This is a genomic window from Pseudomonas fluorescens (assembly GCF_005938625.1).
Lineage (GTDB): Bacteria > Pseudomonadota > Gammaproteobacteria > Pseudomonadales > Pseudomonadaceae > Aquipseudomonas > Aquipseudomonas fluorescens_BD.
The window spans coordinates 1-23,876 of the sequence record NZ_VCNJ01000035.1 but is presented as its reverse complement, the minus strand read 5'-3'; the positions used below and the strand labels follow the sequence as shown (position 1 = coordinate 23,876).

Below are 23,876 nucleotides of genomic sequence, written 5' to 3'. Positions count from 1 at the left end.
ACTTTGTGCGCCACTGCGCTCACTCCACAAGGAAAACATGATGAACATGTTGCAGCCTGGGGTTGCATTCTCCGAGTCCACGGTCACGTTACCGATATCGGAAGAAGAGACCGCCGTTCCGGTGTTTATCGGTTATACCGAAAATAGCGTAGCGAAGAGTTTAATTTTTATTGAATCGATGGCCGATTTTACCGGCCTTCTCGGTGGCCCGGATACTTCAGGCGACAAAGCCTCGATCCTTTATTACGCCGTCCAGCATTACTTTGATAATGGCGGGCATCCTTGCTTCGTCTATCCGGTCGACAGCTACACGGTCATGACCACCTGCACTAGTGACGTGATTGCGGCGGCACTGTGCGCGGCGGCCGGGTCGTTGGCGATCCTGCAGGAGCCGACCCTCACACTGTTGTCCATTCCAGATATCGTGCTGTTCGATGGCGATGTCAGCACGGACAACTGGGTGCTGGTGTGGCGAGCGATGTTGCAGGCCTGCCAAGGCAAGACAGGGCTTTTCAGCCTGCTGGATGCGCCGGCCTCCGAGGAGGCGGCCATGGCTTGTGCCAAGGCCGATGGCCTGGTGGCGAGCGAACACGGGGCGGCCTACTGGCCCCGGCTGATCAGCGATTACAAAGGCGCCGGCGGCCAGCCGATTGTCCTGCCACCATCCGCAGCCGTGGCGGCGGTCATTCAGCAGACCGATCGCGATCGCGGGGTGTGGAAAGCACCGGCCAATATGGCCTTGGCCCATGTGATCCAACCGGCGATCTCACACCTTCAAGCCGACGGGCTGCTCAACCACAATAGCCCTTCGATCAACCTGATCCGGTCTTTTCCCGGTCGCGGGATCCGGATCTGGGGTTGCCGTACCTTGACCCCCTTGGCCAATTCGCCTTGGCGCTACGTTCAAGTCAGGCGCCTGTTGTCTTACATCGAGACGAAACTGATTCGGGTCGGACGCTTCAGCGTCTTTGAACCGAACAACGAGATCACCTGGCTGAAACTCAAAAGCCGGGCCCGCACTTGGTTACGCAAATTGTGGCTCAAAGGCGGCTTGTTCGGCGGCATGGAGAAAGACGCTTTTGAGCTGATCGTCGGGCTCAATGAAAGCATGACCGAAGACGATATCAAGGCCGGCCGATTGATCATGAAGGTCAAGGTCGCCGCCCTGTATCCGGCGGAGTTTATCGAAATTCACTTGCGCTTCGATCGTTTGGAAACCTCCCCGCAGGGTGACAGTCAGGAAACCGAACTATGAAGGCCTTGGACCAACTGTTTGAACCGTCGGTGTCGCACCGATTTTTAGCCACCATGTTTTTCAAGAACATCCCAAGTCCCTTGGATCTTCGCTTTCAGCGTATCTCCGGTCTGGGCCGGGAAATGAGGGTCAGCGAGCACCGTGAGGGCGGCGAAAACGAAGGCAGCCTCTACCTGCCGGACCGGGTCACGCATCCCACTTTGGTGTTGGAGCGGGGCGTCATGGTCGTGACCCCTTTAACCCTGATGTTCAATGAAGTCCTGAGCAGCTTTGATCCCCAGTACCTTGATCTGGTGATCATGCTGCTCAACCACCACTCGTTGCCGATTTGCAGCTGGACGGTCACCGATGCCCTGCCGCTGAGCTGGCATACCGGGGATCTGGATGCCATGAGCAATACCATTCTTATTAATCGACTTGAGTTGGCCTACAGCGATATGCAGTGGCTGGGAGTGAAGGCATGACCATCGAAATTCAAGAACTCATTGTCCAGGCCCGGGTCACCGACACGTCGGCTAAGACGAACGCCGGTGGCGCCTCGCTGGCGTCGTTGGGGCGCATGGAGCAAGACCGCCTTGTCGAGCGAATCGCTCAGCGGGTCCTGGAAAGTTTACGTGATGAGCGGGCGCAATGATGGGGTTATTAGAACGAGGTCTATCCAAGCTGACGATCACGGCGTATCAGGATCGGGAGCTGCGCAAGCAGATTGGCAGCCTGCAGGCGATGTACAACCCGCAGTCCATTGGTTTGAGCTACAGCACCGAGTATGCGTCCGATGAGTACATCAACAGCACCCAGCAAAGCAGTCGCTATCAACAGGTTCGTCCGGGTGTATTGGACCTCAAGTTGATTTTCGATGCCAACTTGCCAGGCAACCACAAGCCGATCGATGGACAGCTGGCGCAGCTGCGCGCCCTGTGCTGCTCAGTGCTGGCTGAAACCAAGGAAACGCCCTTTGTGAAAGTTGAATGGGGCAAGATGAACTGGAGTGGTCAAGGCTATTACGCAGGTCGCATGGCCACAATGTCGGTCAATTACAGCCTGTTCGATCGCAATGCCACACCGTTGCGCGCTGAGGTCGCTCTGAGCTTGAGCACCGATGAAAGCTTGTTGCTGCAAAAATCACAGCAAGGGCTGAGCGCACCGCAGATCGGCACCATTGAGGTGCCGGACATGTGTTCCCTGGCACTGATCGCCAGCATCGCCAGCATCGCTAGCAGTGGGGCGGATTATCTGTCGCTGGCCTCGGCCAATGACCTGAATAGTCTGAGCGATCTTTCCCCTGGGGGCACCTTGATCGTGCCCCCAGCGAGCGGGGTGTGAGCATGAGTACGTCCAGCTCCAGCCCAGCGTGGGAGATCCAATTGTTGTTTGGTCCCGCTCAACAGCCCTTGAGCTACCTGCAGGCGGTTTGGCTTGAGACCAAGTCAACGATCAATCAGGTGCCGTCGGGCAAAGTCGTGCTGTCCGCGCCTGGCGGCACGTCGGCCGACCTCAAAACACTGTCCGATGAGGCCAAGCAATGCCAGCCCGGTACCCAGGTGGTGATCAAGGTCAAGTCTAGCAAATCGCAGGATGTGCTGTTCAGCGGGATTGTCCAGCAGCAAAGCTACAGCGTGCAGATGGGACGTTCGGAGCTGACCTTGAAGTTGCGCCATCCCTTGCAGAAACTGGTGGCCACCCACAGAAGCCAGCTCTTTGAGCAGATGAGCGATAAACAGGTTTTGCAACAGCTGTTACAAGATCATGATATTGCCCAGGGCAACAGCCTGTCGGGGCTGGAGGTCGAGCATCCGCAAATGGTCCAGTTTGGCTGCTCCGACTGGCAGTTCATCAAAGCCCGCCTCAATGCCAATGGTGTCTGGCTGCTGCCAGAGGTCAATGGCGGCGTATCGGTCAAGCCGCCCAAGCTCGCCAGCGGTGAGCCAGAGCATGCCCTGCAGCAGTCACAGGCAACGGCCCAGCCGGGTGAAACCGAGCCGATGATCATCGATGCCTGCTGGCAATTCAATGGACTGGAGCAGCCCGGCAAACTGGCGGTGAGCGCTTGGGACCTGAAGCAACAGGACATGACGCCCAATACCCAGGCCACGTCCTGCAACCTGGGCAGCGATGGCTTGGATCCCGGCCGCTTCGCTATGCCGGACCAACAACAGTGGCTGCTCACCTCCACGCTGAGCCTGATCCAAGACGAGGCCAAGGCATGGGCGGACAGCCGTTATCTGGCCTTGCAGGCCAAGGGGCTGCAGGCCAGCTTTACCTTAGCCGGTGATGCGGGCTATCAATTGGGACAGACGCTGGGCCTGAGCGGTTTTGGCACGCACTTTAATGGCAATGGCCTGATCAGTTCAGTGCAGCACAAATTCAGTCGAGGCAGCTGGCGCACCGTGGTCCTGTTGGGGCAGGACACCTTCAATGACGTCGACGAGCCGTTGCTGCCAAGCGTGACCGGTCTGCAGGTGGGCATTGTCGAGGAGTACGAAGAGGATCCCGACAGCCTTAACCGGTTACGCGTCAACGTCGCGGCCGTGGGCGATAAATCGCTCTGGGCGCGTTTTGCCATGCCCTATGCCAGTAAAGACAGTGGCCTGTGCCTGTACCCGGAGCCTGGGGATGAGGTGGTGCTCGGTTTTTTTGCCGAGGATCCGCGCTATCCCGTCATTTTGGGCTCGATGCATAACCCGCAAAACACAGCACCTTTTGCGCCAAGCCAGGCCAATAACAAAAAAGGTCTGGTCCTGGTCAAAGACGACAAGACTCGACAGCTCTTGTTCGATACGGAAGAAGGCAGTGTGTTGTTGCAATATGAAAAAGATCAATTGCAATTCAAAAGCGGTATCAAGTTAAGTGCCGATCAGGACATGCAATTGTCCGCAGAGAACGTGAAGGTTAATGCCACTAAGAGTATCACGCTCAAAAGCGACGACAAACTGGATGTCAGCGCCAAGGCTTTAAGCGCGACCGGCAATGATTCGGTGAAAGTAAAAGGGAGTGCGATCGAACTTGGATAATACCAACAAGTAGCACGCCTTTTTTATAAGAGCGACAGCAAACGGCTGGTCAGACAGAGCACAGCGCGCCTATTCCTGTCTCTTTGATTTACATCGAGCGAACGATTTTCGGATTTCACGCTATCAGGAGTACACATGAATAATAAAACGAGCGGGATATATGGGCGCGGTTGGGCGTTTCCTCCCTCCTTCATCCTTCCAGTGGGTCCCGGCCAAGGGGTGAGCATGGTCGAGGATCAGCAGGACATCAATCAGAGCCTGCAGATTTTGTTCAACACGGCCACCGGCGAGCGACTGATGCGCGCCGATTATGGGTGCGACCTGAACAGCGTCATGTTCGAGAACCTGTGCGATGACCTGCTGGCCGATATTGAGCGAAAGCTGACCGAGAGCATTCTTCGTTATGAACCCCGCGTGGTCTTGACCTCGCTGCGGGTGACCCAAAACGAGGACAACCCCAGCCAGCTGGATGTCGTGGTCACTTATCGGATTCGTGGCAGCAACACCCAGGCTCAGCTCAGTGCGTTGTTGGACATTACCGATGGCCAGGGAGTCAGCTTCCCATGAGCGAGTGGATCATTATCAACGGTGACACGGTGAAGTTTGACCAAATGTTTGACGATCGCACAGTGATTGCCCCACTCACCACGATCACCGGCAGCGGCCAAGCCACGATTAACAATAAGAAAATCTGCATCCTGGGGGATGAGAAGCAGGTGAGGCTCATGAACGTCCCTTATACAACGCCTAAGCACAGCGTGCCGGGCACAGGAACGCTCACCATCGAGGCGCTGGACCCCAGTCAACAGGCCCGAGAAACCTCGAGCGGGGAGGCGGTCATTATCGAAGGGAAAACGTTCAAGGCGCAATTTTTACCCAGCCAGCCGGCCCTGATGCCCCCTCCGGCGTCCACCCCCGATCTTGTCAGTCCCAGTATGGGAACAGGCAGTTTTACCGCCAGTCAGCAACGGGTCAAGGCGCGCGCGTGGCTCTCACAGGTGACGGTGATGAATGACCCGGATGGGGGCGTCCGTACAGGCCCATGGCTCCCTCGTTAGGTTGAGGGTTTTAAATGATATGGAAAGGAACAGCAATGAAGTCGAACTCAATAACTGCGTCTGAGCAGGCGCCGTTCAAGCTGGATGATCGAACCCTTGAGCAACGCCTAACTTACGTATTCGAATACGCGAGCCAGATTCCGTTTGATGCCAGTCCCCAGCACAACTGGGCCCAGGTGCTTTTCCCCGGTGGGGCTGACGATATTGATCAGCTGGTGACGCTGTATACCTCTGCTGCGCTGGCCGATGGTCTTTTGGCCCCGCAGCAGGCGTTCCTGCTGGCACTGCTCCATCAACTGGAAACGCCGACGGCGCTGTTCAACGCCCTGGCCGACGCTCACCGGCAGCTTTACTACCGAAATTTTCTCGGCCTGAAGGAGCGCGAGGCCGTCTCTGATACCGTGGTCTTGTCCTTTGGGTTGAAAAAGAGCGCGACGCAGTTGCTGCTGCCAGCGGGCACCTTGTTTGGCGCCGGCCAGGACGCTCAGGGCAATCTCGTTCAATATCAGCTGGATCAACCCTTGCAGGCTAACCAAGGCCAGTTGTCGGATGTACGCTGGTGTCGTCCAGTCGGTGCCCAGATGTTCTCCTGCGTCTTGCAGGATATCGGTCAACGCGTGGCTTGGCCTCAAGGGGGCTGTCGCCTGTTTTCGGCGCAAGGGCCTGCCGAACAGCCCGTCGTTACCGGTCGGGTGGTCGCCTCCGATGCCTTGGCCTTGTCAGAAGGCAAGCGAACCCTTCGCATCACGTTTGCCTCTACGCCCGCCGCCGGCCCGATGCGTGCCGAGGTCAGCACCGCAAAAGGCTGGATCGCGTTAACCCCGGGCAATGACTCGAGCTTTGTCCTGGAGGCGGACGGCCCGGCAATCACCCCCGCCAATGGGCTGGATGGCTATATGGCCGACGTGCCATTGTTGAAACTGAGCCGCCAGGACGGTTTGCCGGTACCGGTGGTGAGCAGCATTGCCGTCAAGGTGACGCAGACCCGGCAAGTGCGTTTTCATGCCGATGCCGGTAGCAGCCCGCTGGACCGTGCCTGCTACCCCTTCGGACAAACTCCGCAAGCTGGGGTCAGTTTCATCAGCCTGATGGCCGCCGATTGGTGCCGTAAAACCACCCCGATTAGCGTCACCGTGACCCCGCAATGGCAAGGGCTGCCCGGTGAGTGCTTTGCCGACTGGTACCAGGATTACCCGAATGCCCCCGTCGGCAATCAGGGGTTCCTTGTGCAACCGAAGGTCTATACCGAGAACGGCTGGGAGACCCTGGGTGCGCCCCTGTCGCTGTTTGCCAACGCGCCAGGAGCGCCGGCCGGTATCGCGTTGACCCTGCCCCCGTTCAGCCAGCTCCCGGCCCAGCCCAGCGAGAGCAATGATCCTGAAGACTGGGACAGCCGAGTACGGTTGGAGCTGGTAGGGCAGGGCTTTTTGCAGCCGCCGCTCACCCCCTCGTCGATAACCGCAACGGCGCTCAACCCGCCTTATACCCCGCAATGGAAAAGTCTGGACGTTGAGTACAGCGCCGTTGATAGCACCTTGGGCACACAGTATGTGCTGACGCCTTTTGGTTATACAAACACCGCCGAGGACAAGGCCGCTGCCCTGCCACAGCTTTATCTAGGGTTCAGTTCAATGCAGGCCGGCCAGCATCTCTCGCTCTACTGGAAATTGCAAAGCCCACAGCCGTTGGCACTGGATGTGCAGTACCTGAACCTCACCAATCAGTGGAGTTCGCTCAATGCGACCGTGGTGGACGCCACCGAGGGCCTGTTCGATTCAGGGTTGTGGACCGCCTCCTTGCCGGCCGACGCGGCCAACCAGGCGTCGGCGATGCCGGCGGGGCGCCATTGGATTCGGCTAGTGGTCACCCCGCCAGCGAGCACCTCCGACAGCGCTGTCTCCAGCTATCCCTGGTTGCAGGCGGTGCTCGTCAATTGCATGACGGCCACCTTAAGCCAGGCCCAGAGCCTCGACAGTTCGTATTTTGACCAACCTTTGCCCGCCAATACGATCACCCAGGCGGCCCAGCCCATGGATGGCTTGGGCAGTGTGGTGCAGCCATGGCCCTCGGCAGGGGGACGGGCAGCCGAATCGCCAGCGGTCTTCAACCGGCGCGTGGCGCGACAACTGGCCCATCGTGGCCGCGGGCAGACTTGGAAAGACGTGCGTGCTTTGCTGCTGGCACAGTTTCCAGAGGTTCACGAAGTGTACACCCCCACCCAAGAGGGGGCGTTGCAACCGCGCGCCTCTGATCTGCAAACACTGATGGTCATTCCCGAGCACGGCCAACTGGACAATACCGACGTACTGCGACCGGTGTTCAACCAAGCTCGCCTGGAGGCAATGCGCCGTTTCCTGCAGGCCAAAGCGTCGCCCTGGGCCAAGCTCACCGTCGTCAACCCGGTCTACATCAATGTCACAGGCAAGTACGACATCCAGTTCAGTCCTTCCATCAGCCCTGAATATGGCTACCGCCTGCTGGCTCAAAAGCTGCTTGAGCGTTATCTACCTTGGGCGTGGGACGGGCACAGTGAAGCCATTCCAGGAAGCCGCATCGATTATTACGAGATGTTGGCGTTTATTCAGCGTCAGCCCTTGGTGGAGCAAGTGGTGACGTTTACCTTGAACGATGCCATGGACTCGATTGAGTGCACGCCATCACAGGTCTTAATCCCGCAATGGGAGTCACTTTCCAAATAAAACAACCGGTAGTGAAGATTGACCCGCGTGCGCTTGAAGTCTCAATAATCATCTGAATAAAACAGTGTTTTATACGGATCGCGCGCCCAGTGTATGGAAACGTTCATCAACGATGTCTGCGTACGCTGATACAACACGATTGCTCCCTTTGCCAAACGCACTGGCCGTCGAAGGGTTGGCTGACGCATTTGTTACAGCGACCCGGTTGGCGCCCACGTTTATCTTCAGGAAAATAACATGAAGGATTCTACCGTACCCGCAATACCCACTTCAGACGCCATCCACTTTGATCAGTTGTGGCAACAGGCCCTGTCGGACCTGGGCACGTATGCTCAGGACAGTTGGAGCGACACCGCCGACCATGATCCGGGGGTGACCCTGTTACAAGGCCTGAGTTATGCCGTATCGGATTTGGCCTATCGTCACACCCTGCCACTACCCGACCTGCTCACGCCCGCGCAGCCGACAGGGGAGGGGTTGTTTCCGGTCAGCTTCGGCCCCCATCAGACCCTGACCGGTTCACCGGTCACGGCTGATGACTACCGTCGGGCACTACTGGACCTGCGCAGCAGCGGCCATGGCAGTGCCGGCAGTGAGCGTTTCTATTTTCGTGATGCACAGCTGTTGTTGATGGACGAGAACAGCGACGTCAAATACGGCTATTGGTATGACCAGCAGCTGCGCGAATTTCGTTTTCGCGGTTCGGCGAACAACACAGTGTCCCCCCAGTGGTTTATGTTGCGGGGCGGCTACACGCTGCTGGTTGAATTGAACCGAGGCATCACTCAGGCGCAAGCCGAGCCGGTTTTGCAGGACTTCCTGGCCAACAACCGCAATGTGTGTGAGCTGATCGATCAGGTCGGGTGGCTGAAACCCTGTGATGTGAATCTGCAGTTGGTTCTGGAGCTGGAGGATGATTTTGGCGATGCGCCCACGCTGCTGGCCAATGCGTATACGCTTTTGGAGTCCTATCTCAGTCCTCAAGCAAAACGCTTCAGCGCCGCTGACCTCAGCGCACAAGGCCTGAGCAGCGAAGAGATTTATCAAGGCCCGCAACTTCAGCACGGTTGGATCACCGAGCTGCCCACGCGGCGCGACGCCGCCGCCGGGTACACGTTGAACATCAACCCCCTGACCAACGCCTTGCTGGCCCTGAACGGTGTCAAACACCTGAAAACGCTGGCCTTTAACGCCCAAGGCTGGGAGACCAGTATACCGGCAGGCATGTCTGCACGCCTGTGGGGCGAAGATCCGTTGCAGGTTCTGGCTGACGGCGTCCAGATCAAGCTGATGAAACGTGGGCAGCAGCTCAAAGCGACCAAGGCACAGATTCAGCAGGCATTGCCCCAAGTGAAACTGATCAACGAAACTCCCGTGCCGATCCCCTACGGACGCTTTCGCAACCCGGCGCGCTACTATCCCGTCAGCGATACGATTCCGCCGTGCTATGGCCTGCAGCAATCGCCACCGACCACTGCGGCGCAGCAGCTGTATCAATTCCTGCTGACGTTCGAGCAGTTGCTGGCCAACGACTGTGACCAACTGGCCAATCTGCCGCAGTTGCTGACATTTGATCGCGACGTGACTGAACAAGCCCGGGTACGAGGCGGCCAATGGCCCTTCATCGAGGGGGCGTTGGCCAACACCGTTCATGCCGCTTACAGCGATAAGCTCAAGGTGTGGATCGAGCAGCAGCGCCAGGACTTCGACAAGGAACTGTCGATCATTGGGTATCTATTAGGCTATTTCGGTGATAACCGCTCCAGTCGCACCTTGCTGGAAGGGGGATCCGAGGAAGACTTCCTGACGATTCAGCGCGGATATCTGAAGCAATACAGCGCGCTGGGATACGCTCGAAGCCAATACTCCAAAGCGAACATCTCGGCCCTGCAGCGGCGCATTGCAGCGCGACTGGGGGTAGCCAAGGAATTGTTCGTCGATACGGCCCCCATCGACCTGCGCAAGCTGCCGTTTTATATCATGGAAAATATCAGCCTGCTCCCGCCGGAGCCGGATGTCCGTTATGACGATTTGCAACCGATCAAAGCCATCGCCCTGGACGATCCGGTTCACCCGAACTGGCTGATGGTGACCGTAGACGAGGCGGTAACGGGCCTCAAACCTGGGGTGTTGATGGACCTGGTGGTTCTGCGTCCCGACAACCAGCCTTTTACAGTGCCGACCTGCATCGTGGGCAAGGTCGTCGACCATGTCGTTTACTTTGACGTGAGTGATAACGGGCAGTTGCACTGCGAACACGACAGGCTGATCGCGGCTCTGCAGCAAGACACCCTGCGCTGGTGCAACAGCATGGTGTGGCTAAACGACATGACCTTCGATTTGGCTTATGTGCCAGGACAAGCGGTTGATGAGCCCCAGCCCTGGATTCAAACCGAGCCGTTCCCACGCGATCTGCAGATCAACGATACCCTTGCTATTTACCTGGATTCCACGCTCGATGGGCATGACAAGGTGTTGACGTATGCCAAGGTGGTGGAGGTCAACGCATTCAGTCGAAAGTTACGCATCCAATGGCAATCGGGACCGGCGTTGCCCACCCTGGAAATGCAATCGCAATATCTGTGGCATGTGGTTCAGACGCAGGTCACGGATCGTTTTTCTTTCAATGTGAGCGTGGTCTTCAATAGCGAACTCTTGACCAGCGCCACGGATCCCTACAGGGTTGAGGCCTGGATCAAAAACGTGATTCAGGATGAGTTGCCGTGTCATGTCTCGGCAAACCTGACGTGGCTGAGCGGCACCTCGTTCAAGGACTTCGCCTGGGCGTACACGCGTTGGCAGACCACCAAGCGGGCTAACCTGGGGAAGCTTTCTTATCACCTCATGAAGATGCTCGCACTGGGCATGCTGCCCCAGGGGGGCAAAGGCATCAACGCCATGCGCATTGCGACCGAGCAACAACAGGCCACTGCGACACAGCCGGATTGGGACTTTGATTACATTAAATCTAATTATTTGTTCTATACGCCACCGGTCTAGTTTTAATGGCTTCAAGTTGAGAGTGAATATCCGGGAGCGATGACGGGGCAATGGTCAGTTAGCGCTGTTTTGTTTGCGGCCAATAGTGTGAATGGCTTTAACTTGATAAAGCTTAATAGAAGGCTGAATTCAGACCTTTGTTTACCTGATCGCCTGTTTTCTGGTGAAGTATGGTTCAAACAGGCTAGATGTTCCCGTACGGATTGAAAAGACGTAAGTGTGAGGTTGTCAGCGGCGAAGTTCGCCCTCACGCACGTGGTGTTTTAAACATATTTTAAAAGGAATATAAAATGGCTGATACAACTCAACAGACTGGTGTGGGGCCGACCGTCGAACAGCTGAAGAATGTCTTTGGGGTCGAGCAAGTCCCTCTGGCCTCCAACTTCTCTGATCTGGTTGATGTGGCAGACGTTGGTCGCAAAGCGGCAGGGTTGTCACCGGAACAGGATGGCACGCCCGGCCTGGGTCTGCAGCTCGATGCCGCGCAGAAACTGGCCGTACGTCTGAAAACCGGTGGTGGTATGGCCGTGAGCGATGTCGGTATCAACGTGACGGCCGACACGAGCATGGGCCTCGCCGTCAGGCCCGCCGGGGTGGGCGTGACCCTTGAGCCCAACAAGGGGCTGTCCGTGAGCACGGCCGGTGTGGCCATCAAGCTTGAACCCAACAAAGGGCTGGCTGTCGGCGCTAAGGGGGTCGCGCTAACCCCAGGCAACGGCATCAATCTCGGCACGTTGGGTGTGGGGGTGACTGTCGAGCTTGGCAAGGGCCTGTCCGTCGGTCCCGCCGGGGTGGCGGTGACGCTGCAGCCGAACAAGGGCTTGTCTGTCGGACCGGCCGGTGTCGCGGTGGCGCTGGAGCCTGGCAAGGGGCTAAGTGTGGGCGCCAACGGGGTGGCGGTGCAGCCCGGTAACGGGATTACCGTCAGCACCTCCGGAGTGAGTATTGATCGCACGCAATTACTCGTCCCGGGCATGATCATGATGTTTTCCGGCGCCGTCGCGCCGGCCGGCTGGGCATTTTGTGATGGCGCCGAGGGGCGTCCGGACTTGCGCAATCGCTTTGTTCTGGGCGGCAGCGGCAGTGAAGTGAATACCCAGGGCGGAAGTCAGCTGACGGGGACGGGCGCTGCGAAAGGTTACAGTGTGACGACCAACGCGGCATCGGCCGGCCCCATCTCGGTCAATATCGCCGCCACCGTATTGAGTGAAGCGCAAATCCCTTCTCATAAGCATTTAGACGGGGTGCGCTTCCGTTGCGATAACGATACGCACTTCGATTCAGTCACCGTGTATGGCATAACTAATCCAAGTTATGTGAACAATTCTATCAGTTGGAGCGGAATGCCTAATGGTTGGGGCGCAGCAGCTGCATGGACGAGCTCAACAGGGGGCGGGCAGGGGCATACACACGCCAAAAGTACGGCCACTCAAGGCATGCACAGTCACACCCTGACGACGTTGCCTGCCTATTACATCCTGGCCTTTATCATCAAGCTTTGAGGACTGACCCAAAGACCGTTCTGTGGACGCCTGATGACGTTCACTCACCCTTCTTCGTGCGGGAGCCAGCATCTGAATCGCATTGACCAACTTCGCTTTGTACTGGATGTCAGCATGGACGTGGCCGATCCGGTGCTTGAGCAGTGTCGACGACTCTTCCATCAGCAATGGAAAAAAGAGCTGGCGACCTTGCTCCAGCAGTTCAGCGAGCACGCCGAGGGCACCGTCCGGTTGCCGTCGATCACCCTCGATCTGGGCGAAATCCCGTTGGCGCAGTTTGAGGCGCAGTTCAGTGAGCGACTGATATCCGCCTTGGCTGCAAAGCTGCGGCCGATGAGGTGGGAGGCGCTGGCCAACGCCGAGGTGACCGGCGAGCGCACTGCCACACACCGCAACACCCCGATCGGGCGTCAGGTGCCAGCGCCCAGCCCCTCCCAGCCGGTGTCAAGCACCGCCCCGATGCGCGATAACGAGTCGCCACGTGCGGTGGCGACCACCGCGCTGTCACAGTTTATCGCTTTCTTGCAGAGCGGTATTGCTGCCGCACCGTTGAGTGAACACTTGGCCCGCGCCTGCGATGGTTGGTTGCTCGCCCAGCTCACGGCCCAGCCGCAGGCCTGGCGCGGGCCACTGGCGGCAGGCTGCCTAAGCGCCCATACGCGGGGGCGTTTGCTGCACAGTCTCGGTGACGACGGCTTAAGCGAGGTTAGCAATCTCTTGTTCGAGCGCAAGATTCGATGGGGGGGGCAGGATAAGTGTGCCTGGGCCTTTTGCCTGACAGTCGGGGCGTTAGCGACACAGGCACGTCAGGCACCCTCCACGCTTCAGGCGCCTGAGCGTGACGATTTCAGACCGTGGATGTCATCCCTCAGATTACCGGCGCAGGTACTTGCGCTGCTCGCGCAGACGATTGTTCAGTTGTCTTATCGGCTGGCGGGCACGTCAGCCTCTGCACGTGCCAGCCCCCCGGTGTCGCCCCAAGCGGCCAGGGATGAGTTGCCGTCGTGTGCCTTGAGCGTCTGGCTGCGCCTGCTGTGCTTTGAGTCAGGGCAGTGGCAACACCTGGCGCCTCACCTTCGCCAGGCCCAGCGTCGTCGCTTGCAGCGATGGCTGCAGCCGAGGCCAGCGCTGCAGTGGGGCCAGGCTCAGGACTCCAGCTACACCGCGAAATCCGCCTCAGGGCATCAGGCGCTGGACGCGTCAGCGTCCTCCGCGGCACAGCGGCATGCTTCAGTGACCGCTCGCGCAAGGCAAGCGCCTGAGGCCTCCAGGGATGGGGGCGGGAGTGGGACAGGGCCAGAGTCGGAAAAGGGGGCTGGCCACGACGCAGGAGAGCCTCTTGGGCCTTGGCCCGTCAGTAATGCGGGCTTGGTATTGCTTTGGCCGCTATTACCCGGATTATTTAGTCGTTGGGGGTTGCTGGAGGAAGGCCGATTCATGGATCGGCGCGCTCAAGGCTCGGCGGTGTGTTGGCTCGATGAAGGGGTATGGGATGACGGGGCGCAAGGGGAATGGCGAACGCCCCTCAGCAAACTGCTCTGCGGCATGGATCTTGAGGCGTCAGTGTTTCCCTGGGTCGAACCGGAGGCGCCGGCCATGGCCTGCCTGAATGAACTGTTGGAGGATTTTTTGGCGCAAACCCCCACCCTGGCCCGCTGTAGTGTGCAGGATGCGCGCGGCTGGTTTCTGCAACGTTCAGGGTGGCTGCATTGCCAGGATCAGCAATGGACGTTACAGGTCGAGGAAGATGCCTGCGATGTCTTGCTGTTTGATCTACCTTGGTCAAAAAATCAGGTGGTCTTACCTTGGATGAACCGTCCGCTGAAAGTTATATGGCCTTGAAGCGCTCGTCCGTGCGCTGTATGTCTTGAAGTTGTCTGTAAAAGTCGATTGAAGTGCTTTGAATATCACCTGGAAAGTTAGGGGGCGGCCAAGCTGTGTGCGCGTTTTTAACTATACGGCCCTCGTCACAAGTTGGTTTTGTAGCCGGTGAAACGATAAACAGTGCCTGACTTCAGACCCACGTCACGCTTCTTTGCCTTCCGAACCCGGTATTAAACTCGGATGTACCTATAAACAGTAAGGAGATAACTATGCCCAGATATTCCGCCGCGCCCCTGGCCCGGCAAGAATCCTACTCAGATGATATGGACTGGGAGCAGGAAAGTGCTTACCGAGGTCCGGCCTATGCACAAGGCGCCTCTCATGGCAGCACGGGCCTGGCGCCGCCGCGCTGGAAGTATGAGTACGAGCGCCCGGGAGGAGACGATTACTGGCATCGGGAAAGCCAGCCCAGCCCGCGATTTTTCGCCAAAAACAAGCATCAGCATGTTTGGGGGTCAGACCGGCCGATTAACGGCAATGAACTGGGCAACGGGCGGGCGGACAGTACCATGCCGCTGGACGTGCTCAGGAGAAGGAAAAGCTTTACCCAGCGGCCCATCGCCATTGTGTCCGGCAGCCACGGTGCCTGGCACGGCAACGACTGGGACAGTACCGGCGCGCGGGACCAGGGTCTGCATGAACAGGCCTTTTTGACGGAAGACGCCGAGAAGCGCTTAGGCTCACTCTTCACACCGAATCCGACCGGTGCCTTTGAAGGCTATTCTCGCGGGTCAAAAGTCAAAGGCGACCTGACGGGCTATGTGCTGGAAAGAGATCCGAAAAGCGGCGACGAATACTATGTGTCTGCTTCGGCCAAAAAGGGCAGTTTTGAAAGCCGGCTGCGGATCTATGACGGCGCCAAGATGACGGAGCCGAACTTCAGGAGGCTGGTGGGCGACCTGGGCAACCATGTCATCCTCGGCTATTGCTTCAGTCGAAACGATGAAGGGTTGAGGTACAAGGGCGGAGCAACGCCTCTGGCGCCTGTGACAAGCTATCTGTCTCGCGCGCAAATACCGTTAGCTTACGGCCCGTTCAATGCGGACGAAGGAACGATCGTCAAGGACGGGCGGAATACGATTGCCGTGCCTGCCGGGGCGTACATCGAAGACGCGCCGGGGAACTGTTTAACGATTCATTTCTCGAGGAGAAAGGTGATCACAACGCGTTCGACCACCGAGTTGTGGGAGCCGCCTCAGTACAAACACTCCCGTAACCTGCAGGCACCCACCAAGGCGGTGTACAAGGCACACAATCCATAACCGACACGCCTCATCTGCTGCAGACAAGACGCCCGCCTGGCGCAAAGGTCCAACCAAGGACTTTTGCGCCAGGCGGGCGTTGTGATTCAGGCCTGTTTCCCGTTGCTTCATCGCCTTGCGCCGTGCTTGTCTACGGGATGGGGTTCAGCAAGCGGTAAAACAGCTCCTCACCGCACCGAACACGGCCTGTGGCGTTAAATCACATTGATGGTGATCGTGAAGTTGACGGAAAAGGCCCCGGGTACCAGCGGCGAGCCATTCTTGTAATACCGAAACGTCAGCGGAATGGGGGTGACGGGGCCACCATTACCGGCCGTGAGGGTCAGCCAGGTATTGCCATCATCCTTGGAGTATTGGCCGCTGGTGCTCACCCCCAGCGGCTTCCAGGGCATGTTCCCATACGTCTGCCCGAAGGTGACCGGGGTGTTGTTCATCAACAACTGAATGCCGATCGGGCTGCCGCTGGCCGGCAAACCGACGCCGTCAGCCGCGCCAGGAAAACTCGCATGAAAACTCACCTGGGGCTGGTTCAAGTTCGTCCCTTCGCAGCTGAACTGCCAGTTGGTGGCCAACTGGTTGGTGGAGATTGCGCCGGTTCCGGTGACCCCATCGAAGTCAGACACATTGACGCTGTCCAGCGTGAAGACATAGGGGCTGGCGGTTTGCGAGCCAATTTTGAACACCCGGCAGTTCGGTGAGGCAATGGAGATCGTATTGGCGGCAGCACTGACAACCACGACCATTGGATTGCGGTCGGTGGGCGAGGGGGTGTTGTCGTCAGCGTAATAGCGAAAAGCCCCTGCCGCCGGGAAGCTGACTTTACGCACCACCGCTGAAGGCGGAATCGGGCCTGTGCGAATGATGGAGATCCGGATGCTGAACGAGGGTGTGGTCGCAATCCCCACAGCGCTGACCTTGGCCGACGAGGTGGACACGACGAGCGTATTGCCTTGCGGCCCCGGTACCGCACCGGGAAACTGCAGCCGAAGGCCGACGCCTGGAATATTACTGGGCAATATAAAACCATTGGCCGTGGGTGTCGCTCCAGGCGGGGCCTCGTAAACCGTCTTCAGGAACTTGTTTCTCAGGGGCATCCCCAACGAAAGGCAGTTGTTAGTGCGAAACGTCGTTTGAAAGGTTCGATCACTCATCAGGCTGTCGACGGGCAGCGTCCCTACTTCCCACCAGGTGCCTGCCGAGAAAACGCTGGCCAGCCGGAAGTTCGCGGTAGAGCTGGGCGATCCATCGATGGTGTTCAGCTGCATGATGCACCCGCCCGCATGGGCGAGGGTACTGAACGTGCCGCCACAGATCAGGGTAAACATCACCTTGATCATGGTGCGATGGATTTTCAGGTTTTTCAGGAACTGATACATGTGCATCACTCGATGGGTTTGCAGACGCCCGTCGCCTGGGGCATTGACGTCAAACCTCCGGCAGAGGGGGTTAGCGATGACAGTTGATAAGCGATCGCGCACTTCTGGGTCGCGGTCAGGTTGACCCACAGCACGCCCTTGTTCGCAATGCCGCGGACATAAATATGGCCACCCTGGCCGACAAAACCGGCGTTACTTGTACTTTGAGCCTGCTGTACCGGCGCACCAAACGGCAAGGGAGAGCCGTCGAGCATCTTGGCGTTGATCAAGGCGGCGTTTTCTTTGCTCGTCTCAAAACGGGCTTTGACGATCGCCCCGGCCCGTGGAACAGTGTCCGCGGTCGAGCTGTCAAGCTGGACGTCTTCCGACAGACCGTTAGGATCCAGTTCGATGTTGTTGCGCGAGTAGGGGGACAGGTACGGCACCAGGGCATAGCCGTGACGGTCAACCGTGTTGCCCACACTGTTGGTGACGCGCGCGCCGGCGGCATGATCAGCCTCCACCAGGGCCACCGTCTCGCCAAGGGTTTGGCCGAAGGTCACCCCGCCACTATGGACAAGCATCCCTCCCGCGACGCCCAGGTTGGTCTGCGTGAAATCCTTGCCGGTGGTGGCGCCGGCCGTGATGTTGCCCGCCGAGCCTTGATAGCCACCATTGACCCCGTAGATATTCTGCGTATCAGCGCCGCCCAACGATTGGGTGGTGGACACGTCATAGGAGTACTGTTGATGTTCACCCACCACGCCGGAGAGCGAGGACTGCGCCTGATTGCTGCCGGCGCTGTCATGCCAGGTGCGGCCCGACAAGAAATGGCGGCTGCCGGAGTCAGAGGGAAACAGGGGCAGGGTGAAGCTGAGATACACCTGATTGTCCCGAGTGCCGTTGGCATTGAGGCTGCGATCGGCCACGACACTGTAGTTGATTCCCTTGAACGCGTTGCTGTAGGACAACTGGTAGATCGTATCGGTGCCCGGGCGATTCCAGAAATCGCGCCTCTCACCGGTCAGGTAGATGTTGCCCCAACCAGCGCCCAGGTTCTGGTTGAGGTTGATATTAAAACGGCTCTTTTGCCGGTCATTGAACGAAAACCGTGAGCCGAAGACATGGCTATTGCCCCCCAGGCGCGCGTTTTCGGTCTGCACCAAGTCGTTGAACGACCAGAAACCCTGGGTCGAATACCGATAGCTGGAGACCGTAATGTTGGTGTTGGTCGGGTTGATAAAGGTGGAGTAAATCAGTCGTGCACTGGTGCCGTTGCTGGCCGAAGCGTTGTTCAGCAGGTTCTGCGCGTACGTCACGTCGGCGGCAATCCCGCCAATCGGTGTGCTGATGGCGTTACCGATCACCACTGAGCGGTAATCATCGCTGCTCATCACGCCGCCGTAAGCCGTCAGGGCGTTGCTCAGGCCATAAAGGCCTGAAACTTGAGCGACGGTGGGGGTGTATCGGTTCTGAGCGGGTGTCCAGGCCTGGCCGACGTCAGCGTAATAACGAAGCTGATGAGGGCGCAGCAACTGCGCCGAGGTGGCATAGGGTACGGTGAAGGTGCGACTGGAACCATCCGCTTCACGGACCGTTACCGTCAGGTCGGTACCGTAGCCAATCGGCTCGAGGTCCTTGATTTCAAAAGGCCCTGGGGCCACGGTACGCTGATAAAGCGCAATGCCACCTTGGGTGATCGTGACCGTGGCATTGCTGTTGGCCGTGCCCCGGACCACAGGGGCATAACCCCTTTGCGAGGCGGGCAGCATGCGATCGTCGGTAGACAGCAGCGCACCGCGCAGGCCAAAGGTGTCAAACACCTGGCCATCGGTATAGTTCTCGCCCAACGTCAGCGTGGACAGCAGCGGGGTGATGTCCGTCTGGGCATAGCTGCGCTGGCGCTGATACACCTGCTCATGGTTGTTGCGGCTCAGGGAGGACAATTGCCGAAAACGCCAACCGTCGACGTTAAAGCCGGTGTCCAGTTGGGCGAACCCCTGAGTCTCCTGGTGGCCCAGGTTCGTCGATTGAAAGGCATCGAGGGCGTAGTTGATGCGCGCCGCCGTGATTCCGCTGTCCCACAGGGCAGGATCTACGTAATCCTTGGGCCGATCCAGCAGATACGCCTGTGCAATAAACACGTCCAGGCGTTGATCGCTTGAGTCGTAGCGGGCCGAGGACGCGGGAACGACCGCACTGATGGCCCGGCACTGGGAAGCGACCGTCTTGTCGCTCGCATGCCTCATCCACGCCACCTGCGCCGCCTCGAGTTTTTCCTCGTTGAGCCCCATCAGGATAAATTTGTCCGGCGACAGGCACGGCGTCGCGTCCCTGCCACTTTCGTTCGAAACAAACATGACATTCAACTCACGAATAAAGACGTTGTTGATGTACAGCTGTACCGTGTAGACACCGGGGAAAACCGGGTTACCTCGTGAGAAACGACTCAGGTCGACCTGGCTTCGATCTTTTTCAGACCCCCACAACATGTTCTTGTCAAATTGCACGTCGGCCACCAAGGCACCTGTATCACTCAAGGCCAGAGGAGAAAACGCGATCCAAACAGCAGCGCAAATCCATCGCTTACGTTTAATGCATGCAGAGAGGTTCATTAGGTTTTTTCACGGCTGAGTAACACTTGCGAAGGGCGTTTTGGTGGCGCTGCTTTTAAGCTCGGGCGTCCCCCCGAAATCATTCACGGGGTAAACAAACAGTTGCGGATCGGCCTGTTCGGTGGTGGCCTTCTCCAAGGCAATATTTGTCGTTGAAAAGGGGGCCACCATAAAACCTTCAGCACTGCCGCCCTCTGCGGCCCTGCCGACCTTGACCCGCTTGATCGAAACGTTGAAGGCCGTCGGGTTGGTGACTTGCAGGGCGCCGGGCTTGTACTTCCAGGTCAATTGTTCCGGGGCTTGGGCCGCGCTGCCTGGCAGCCCGTCGGGGCGAAGAAACAACTTGATGCGGGTGCGAAAGGAGAACTGCAGGTAGTTATCGGTGGTGGTGTCGGTTTTGGGTTTGGCCGGAATCTCCAGCACATTCAACCAAAACACCGACTCCCGATCTTTGGGCAACGGTTTGGTCTTGGTATAACGGATACGCAAGACTTGCCCCTTGCCGGCTTCCATTCGAAAGATCGGGGTCAAAATGGCGAAAGGCACGTCAATTTGTTCCGGACTGGATTTTTCATTGCCATCGTCAATCCAGGCTTGAATCAACTTGGGCTGTTCACTTTTATTGGTCAGGCGCACGGAAACTTCGGCCGATTGTTCTGGATAAATCACCCGCGTACCGTCGATAACGATCGAGGCGTGCGCCGCGCCCGCAAACAGCAAGAACATAATGGAAGTCAAAACAGCGCGAATACCGCGCCTGTGAAAGCCGGCCTGATGAATGAACATAAATACCTCGAACAAGCGTAATGATCGGTTTATATATAACTAATGACGTACGTTAAGGTGCTGCTCACGGCACCGGCCGTGGTTTGCTGTACGGCGTAATATTCAATGGAAAAATTTAATGCAGCCGCACCCGTGACATCGATTTTGCTCTTCCCGGCGTTTTGTGCCGCCGCGCCACCACTGAGATTCACCACCCCATCGTTGGCATTGAGCAGTTGAAGTTCGACAAAGGCCGCCGGTGCCAGGATGGCGGTATTAAGCAGGCGACCACTAGCGCTGACCGTCGCCTGATTGTTCTGGAAGTAGGGGTAGACGCTACCGGCGGGATCACAACCGGTTAAATTTAAAGAAAAGGGTGTCTTGCCCGCGACTTGAGCGGCCGAAGCGAGTGCCGAGGTCGTGACGCTGGGCAGGGTGATCGTGCCATTAGCGGCTCCGTTATTGATCTTGGCATCGCAGGTGGGCGACTTCAGGGCACCATTAATCGTAATGGTACCGATGTCGTCGGCATAAACTTGACTGGTCAGCAGCAGGCACGCCACGGACATCAGGCGCGCGGTTTTATGCAAGTTCATACAAAGCTCGATAAAAAAATGACATCACTGCGAAGAGTGATGTCATTTGTGTTAAGTAGGCAATCAGTTGTAGCTCAACACATACTGAAGCTTCGACGTGAGCAGACCTGGCGTCGCAGCGCCGATGGCGTGGTACTGAGCGTAATGGGTCAGCTCGGCGGTACCGCCCGTTGCACCGGTAATGGTGGCGGTGGTGGAGTTTTGGAAACCATCAGCCTTACCCAGATCGATGGTCGCCAAGGCGTCGTTCAACATTTCGATTTCAACGTTGGTCGCCGCGCCGGCGGTGGCGGTGTTGTTCAGACGGCCACTGGCGTTGATCTCAGGCGCGGCTTGCCAGAACGCATGAATTTTAGAAGAGGTGGCGGGGCTGGCCAGGCTGCAATTGGACAGGTTCATGCGAACAAACACACGACCGGTGACGTCGCCAGCTTTTGCCAGGCTCTTGGTGGATACCCGAGGCAGGGCAATGGTTGAGTCGGCGAGGCCGCCGTTGACTGCCACGTCGCAGGTGGTATCGGTGATTTCGCCGGTAAAGGTCAGTGTGCCATTGTCGGCCGCCATCGCACTGCTTGCCGCCAGACCTGTCGCCAGAACGCAGCCCAGGGCCAAAACTGTTTTTCTTACATCAATCATGGTTACGTCTCGTATATACGTATAAAGGAAGATCGCTGCTCAAGATCGAGCGCCGTCACCCTACGAGAATCGCCCCGGAAAAATAAAATCAACAAGTGTTAATAGTTGTCAGTTGATGAGCAATCGAGATCAGAAAGTTTTGCCGCGTATCAAATAATTTAAAGATTGTTATTTCTCGCCCAAAGGAGTGGAGCGAGTAATACTTTTCTGGCCTTAATGGCGTGAGAAACTCCAAGCGCAGCCCGTTTTACGGTGCGCAATCATGCTGCCATTAACTTCGTGGGATTGTATTTGCCGTGTTCAGTCATTTAAAAATATCCGGTTCGAGCAAGCGTTTGGAGTCGGTCGTTCAGTATGCGCTTTCAATAATCTTTATTGTCAATCCACTGTGTGCTCTTTCTGCTGATCTGCCACCGAACTCGGCCGGTACGCGCGAACAAAACTTGCAAAACGTGATCCGCCTCAGGGATCAAATTGATCGCTCGATTGAAGAGCATCGTCGCCAGGTCGAAAAGGAAGCTGGTTCCCGACAGCCTGCGGCGCAGGAGCAGACGTCACCTGATCTAGGGGCCAAATTTCAGATTAACCGGATTGATATCGACACCGGAAAATTCCCGCGCCAAGCAGTCGATGTCTCCGACATTCTGGCGTCCTACCAGGGGCGTTTGTTGGGGCGGCGCGATTTGTTCGCACTGATCCGCGACGTGACCAATCGCTATGCCCAGCACGGGTTTTCCACGACCACCATCGGTTTGAATCCTAGCAACATGCACCAAGGCGTCATCGCGTTGCGTGTGGACTGGGGCCTGGTGCAGGACTGGCAAATCAACGGCCATGAGCCTGAGTCGGTGCGTGAACGCCTCATGACGGCGTTGACGCTGCTGGATGTGGTGGACAAACCGTTAAACATTTTTGATCTTGACCAAGCCATTGAGAACCTCAATGACGGTGCCAAGTCCGCGACCATTGAAGTCGTGCCCGCAGACAAACTGGGTTATTCGTTTCTCAACATCCATACCGCTGCGTCTGCGGCGCCGATCATGTCGCTGAACATGGACAACTCCGGTGTCAATTCACCGAGCAATGGCCGGTACCGATACAGCTTTTCCGCCTCCCTGAGCGATCTGCTGCTGGGCAACGATACCCTGAGTGTCAACGGCAGCAGCCGGCGCTTTCAGGACGACCGGCATAATTCTGAATATTCGGCCGGGGCCGGTTACAGCGTACCCTTTGGTGCCAATCGACTGGATCTTCGTTACAGCGAGGTCAGCAACTCGAACCGGGCCTTTGGTTACTACGGGCATTACGACATTGATGGTGATTTGAAAACCTACTCGGCGAAACTGTCCCGGGTGATGTGGCGTAACGGGGCGAGCAAATTTTCGTTGTTTTCTGAGCTCGAGCGCCGAGAGAGCGTCAACCACATTGATGATGTTTTTCTGGAGGCCAACAGCAAGCGTTACAACTCCCTGACCTTCGGAGCACTGAGCGTCACCCAGCTGCTGGAAGGCTCTTTGTATTCGGACCTGAGTCTGACTCATGGTCTATCTGCGTTTGACGGTGCGCCCGGCGCGTTTGATAAACAGAAGGCGGTTAACTATAAAAAAGCGGTGTTCAACACCGCCTGGTTACGCCCGTTCAGTGTTGATAATCACAACTTCGAGTATTCAACACACCTCGGAGGCCAATACGCCAGTGACAGCATGATCTCCGCCTTTAAACAGTCGATCGGCGACGAATATACCGTTCGCGGGTTTAACGGCCCGGCTGTGTGGGGTGATCGCGGGCTGTATATCAATAACACCTTGAGCATGCCCATTCAGAACCGTTTTGGAAAAGTTACGCCGTTTATAGGCCTGGATGCAGGTCATGTCAACGAAGTGGTGTCGTCGCGCGATACCCCCAAAACCGCAACCATCGCGGGTGCGGCCCTGGGGGCGCGCGCCTCGTGGAGCAAGTTTGATATTGGATTTACCTTGGCACGCCCCCTGGTGGTGCCCAGTTATATCGAATCTTCCACCTCGCCCTATATAACCTATATAAGCCTTGGATTGTCCATCTAGGAAAGGAAATTCTTATTCACGGCATGTGATGTTTTGCATGCCACGTTTCAATTAATACCCCCCCCCCCCCCCCCCCCAGAAAATTACGTTAACTTCGTAAGAGAGTGTTATGAACAGAAAGTGTTATAGGCTGATCTTCAGCAAGGTGCTCGGGTTTTTAATACCCGTGGCCGAA

At 57.4% G+C, this 23,876-nt stretch carries 19 protein-coding genes; 14 read left to right on the top strand and 5 right to left on the bottom strand.

Features of this window, described 5'->3' with window-relative positions; translation table 11 throughout:
* Nucleotides 1-40: 40 nt before the first annotated feature.
* From FGA82_RS21300 to FGA82_RS21250, 12 genes are all read left to right on the top strand, one after another.
* Nucleotides 41-1,255 (top strand): phage tail sheath family protein, encoded by a 1,215-nt coding sequence (locus FGA82_RS21300; RefSeq protein WP_212760547.1) that lies wholly within the window; start codon nt 41-43, stop codon nt 1,253-1,255.
* Nucleotides 1,252-1,719, top strand: a complete 468-nt coding sequence (locus FGA82_RS21295) for a phage tail protein (protein ID WP_212760546.1) — start codon at nt 1,252-1,254, stop codon at nt 1,717-1,719. Before FGA82_RS21300 ends, FGA82_RS21295 begins: the two co-directional genes overlap by 4 nt.
* Nucleotides 1,716-1,889, top strand: a complete 174-nt coding sequence (locus FGA82_RS32160) for a DUF5908 family protein (RefSeq protein WP_171057324.1) — start codon at nt 1,716-1,718, stop codon at nt 1,887-1,889. Before FGA82_RS21295 ends, FGA82_RS32160 begins: the two co-directional genes overlap by 4 nt.
* Nucleotides 1,886-2,578, top strand: a complete 693-nt coding sequence (locus tag FGA82_RS21290) for a hypothetical protein (RefSeq protein WP_212760545.1) — start codon at nt 1,886-1,888, stop codon at nt 2,576-2,578. Before FGA82_RS32160 ends, FGA82_RS21290 begins: the two co-directional genes overlap by 4 nt.
* Before the next feature lie 2 nt (nt 2,579-2,580).
* Nucleotides 2,581-4,266 carry a type VI secretion system tip protein VgrG gene (gene vgrG / locus FGA82_RS21285; RefSeq protein WP_141128618.1) on the top strand — a complete coding sequence of 562 codons (1,686 nt, stop codon included), beginning with the start codon at nt 2,581-2,583 and terminating at the stop codon, nt 4,264-4,266.
* Between the two features lie 135 nt (nt 4,267-4,401).
* Nucleotides 4,402-4,833, top strand: coding sequence for a GPW/gp25 family protein (locus FGA82_RS21280; protein WP_141128617.1), 432 nt, complete (start codon nt 4,402-4,404; stop codon nt 4,831-4,833).
* Nucleotides 4,830-5,324, top strand: coding sequence for a hypothetical protein (locus FGA82_RS21275; protein ID WP_212760544.1), 495 nt, complete (start codon nt 4,830-4,832; stop codon nt 5,322-5,324). The genes FGA82_RS21280 and FGA82_RS21275 overlap by 4 nt, the downstream gene beginning before the upstream one ends.
* A gap of 35 nt (nt 5,325-5,359) precedes the next feature.
* Nucleotides 5,360-8,023 carry a hypothetical protein gene (locus tag FGA82_RS21270; protein ID WP_141128616.1) on the top strand — a complete coding sequence of 888 codons (2,664 nt, stop codon included), beginning with the start codon at nt 5,360-5,362 and terminating at the stop codon, nt 8,021-8,023.
* 630 nt (nt 8,024-8,653) lie between these two features.
* The gene (locus FGA82_RS21265; RefSeq protein ID WP_141128615.1) at nt 8,654-11,023 is read left to right on the top strand and encodes a hypothetical protein; all 2,370 of its coding nucleotides are present in this window, start codon (nt 8,654-8,656) and stop codon (nt 11,021-11,023) included.
* Between the two features lie 290 nt (nt 11,024-11,313).
* Nucleotides 11,314-12,525 carry a tail fiber protein gene (locus tag FGA82_RS21260; RefSeq protein ID WP_141128614.1) on the top strand — a complete coding sequence of 404 codons (1,212 nt, stop codon included), beginning with the start codon at nt 11,314-11,316 and terminating at the stop codon, nt 12,523-12,525.
* A gap of 33 nt (nt 12,526-12,558) precedes the next feature.
* Nucleotides 12,559-14,367 carry a contractile injection system tape measure protein gene (locus FGA82_RS21255; RefSeq protein ID WP_283242336.1) on the top strand — a complete coding sequence of 603 codons (1,809 nt, stop codon included), beginning with the start codon at nt 12,559-12,561 and terminating at the stop codon, nt 14,365-14,367.
* A 251-nt stretch (nt 14,368-14,618) separates the two neighbouring features.
* Nucleotides 14,619-15,671 (top strand): hypothetical protein, encoded by a 1,053-nt coding sequence (locus tag FGA82_RS21250; RefSeq protein ID WP_141128612.1) that lies wholly within the window; start codon nt 14,619-14,621, stop codon nt 15,669-15,671.
* Nucleotides 15,672-15,865: 194 nt separating this feature from the next.
* Here FGA82_RS21250 and FGA82_RS21245 read toward each other — a convergent pair whose 3' ends face one another.
* The 5 genes from FGA82_RS21245 to FGA82_RS21225 form a co-directional block, all read right to left on the bottom strand.
* Complete coding sequence (locus FGA82_RS21245) at nt 15,866-17,047, bottom strand: hypothetical protein (RefSeq protein WP_141128611.1); 1,182 nt, start codon at nt 17,045-17,047, stop codon at nt 15,866-15,868.
* A gap of 5 nt (nt 17,048-17,052) precedes the next feature.
* Nucleotides 17,053-19,545 carry a fimbria/pilus outer membrane usher protein gene (locus FGA82_RS21240; protein WP_171057323.1) on the bottom strand — a complete coding sequence of 831 codons (2,493 nt, stop codon included), beginning with the start codon at nt 19,543-19,545 and terminating at the stop codon, nt 17,053-17,055.
* 105 nt (nt 19,546-19,650) lie between these two features.
* Nucleotides 19,651-20,427, bottom strand: a complete 777-nt coding sequence (locus FGA82_RS21235) for a fimbrial biogenesis chaperone (protein WP_212760543.1) — start codon at nt 20,425-20,427, stop codon at nt 19,651-19,653.
* Between the two features lie 29 nt (nt 20,428-20,456).
* Complete coding sequence (locus FGA82_RS21230) at nt 20,457-21,002, bottom strand: fimbrial protein (RefSeq protein ID WP_141128609.1); 546 nt, start codon at nt 21,000-21,002, stop codon at nt 20,457-20,459.
* A gap of 63 nt (nt 21,003-21,065) precedes the next feature.
* On the bottom strand, nt 21,066-21,638 hold the full coding sequence (locus FGA82_RS21225; RefSeq protein WP_141128608.1) for a fimbrial protein: 573 nt from the start codon (nt 21,636-21,638) through the stop codon (nt 21,066-21,068).
* Between the two features lie 296 nt (nt 21,639-21,934).
* On the opposite strand from FGA82_RS21225, the gene FGA82_RS21220 reads away from it, so the two are divergent.
* Together FGA82_RS21220 and FGA82_RS32950 are read left to right on the top strand one after the other, a co-directional pair.
* The gene (locus tag FGA82_RS21220) at nt 21,935-23,701 is read left to right on the top strand and encodes a ShlB/FhaC/HecB family hemolysin secretion/activation protein (protein ID WP_141128607.1); all 1,767 of its coding nucleotides are present in this window, start codon (nt 21,935-21,937) and stop codon (nt 23,699-23,701) included.
* Nucleotides 23,702-23,810: 109 nt separating this feature from the next.
* On the top strand, nt 23,811-23,876 hold a 66-nt coding region (locus FGA82_RS32950), incomplete at its 3' end, for an ESPR-type extended signal peptide-containing protein (RefSeq protein ID WP_141128632.1).